The organism is Variovorax sp. CAN15 (genome assembly GCF_030462475.1).
Lineage (GTDB): Bacteria > Pseudomonadota > Gammaproteobacteria > Burkholderiales > Burkholderiaceae_C > Variovorax.
Genome location: NZ_JASMRZ010000187.1, coordinates 1 through 921, shown reverse-complemented (window position 1 = coordinate 921; position 921 = coordinate 1). Strand labels below are relative to the sequence as shown.

Sequence of the window (921 nt, the reverse complement as noted above, 5' to 3'; positions counted from 1 at the left end):
CGCCGAGCGCCTTGGCGCGGCCACCGCCAGCGCGGTCAGCTTGCCGCTTTGCACCTGCGCGAGCACCGAGCCCAGCGTGGCGAAGGAACTGTCGACCTGTCCGCCGATGAGATCGGTGACGGCCTGCGCCGCGCCCTTGTACGGGATGTGGTTCATCGACGTGCCCGTGAGCCGCGTGAACTGCGCGCTCGCGAAGTGGCCCGAGCTGCCCGAGCCCGGCGTGGCATAGGTGCGCTTGCCGGGCTCGGCCTTCACGGCCTGCAGGAAGGCGCCGAGCGACTTCACCGGCATCGACGGCCCCACCACCAGCACCGTGGGGCTCACGGCCAGCGAGCACACTGGTGCGAAGGAGCGCACCGCGTCGAACTTGACGCGCTGGCTGTAGAGCGCCGGGATCATCGTGTGGTTCGTCGCGCCCAGCAGCAGCGTGTAGCCGTCGGCCGGGGCGGCGGCGACCGCTTCGGCCGCGAGGATGGTGTTGGCGCCGGGCTTGTTGTCCACGACGAATGGCTGGCCCAGCGTGCGCGATGCGTAGTCTGCGAAGGCGCGCGCGACCACGTCGGTAGCCACAGGTTGTCCGCCACCGTCAGCTCGCCGAAAACGACGTTCTCCTGGGGCGCGAATGCGATTCCCAGGCCAAGCCGGGCGTGCAGCGGCTTGTCGCCGAGCGCCTGGCCGTTCCAGTCGACGTCGCCGCTCGTGAGCGGCTGGCCTCCGACAGCTGGACCAACACGCCCGAGCGCTGGGGCCCGCTGATCGACGCACGCGTGGTGCCAGACGGCTGCAAGCAGTTCAGCCATCGCGCCTGCGACAAGCTCCTGATGACCGCCGAGGACCGCGTCAATCCGGCCCTGACGGCCGAGTCCGCGAACTTCATGAAGCGCTTCGAGAGCACCACCTTGTAGGGCGCGGCGGTGCTCT

General features: G+C 70.0%; 2 protein-coding genes. One reads left to right on the top strand and one right to left on the bottom strand.

Translation table 11 applies throughout. The annotated features are described in order from the left end of the window. Nucleotides 1-570 (bottom strand): tripartite tricarboxylate transporter substrate binding protein (locus QMO14_RS33300; RefSeq protein ID WP_301512402.1); only part of this gene is annotated, 570 nt, incomplete at its 3' end. Nucleotides 571-647: 77 nt separating this feature from the next. Between QMO14_RS33300 and QMO14_RS33295 the strand changes: the two genes are divergently transcribed. After that, nucleotides 648-905: a hypothetical protein gene (locus QMO14_RS33295; RefSeq protein WP_301512400.1), complete on the top strand. Its 258-nt coding sequence runs from the start codon at nucleotides 648-650 to the stop codon at nucleotides 903-905. Nucleotides 906-921 lie beyond the last annotated feature (16 nt).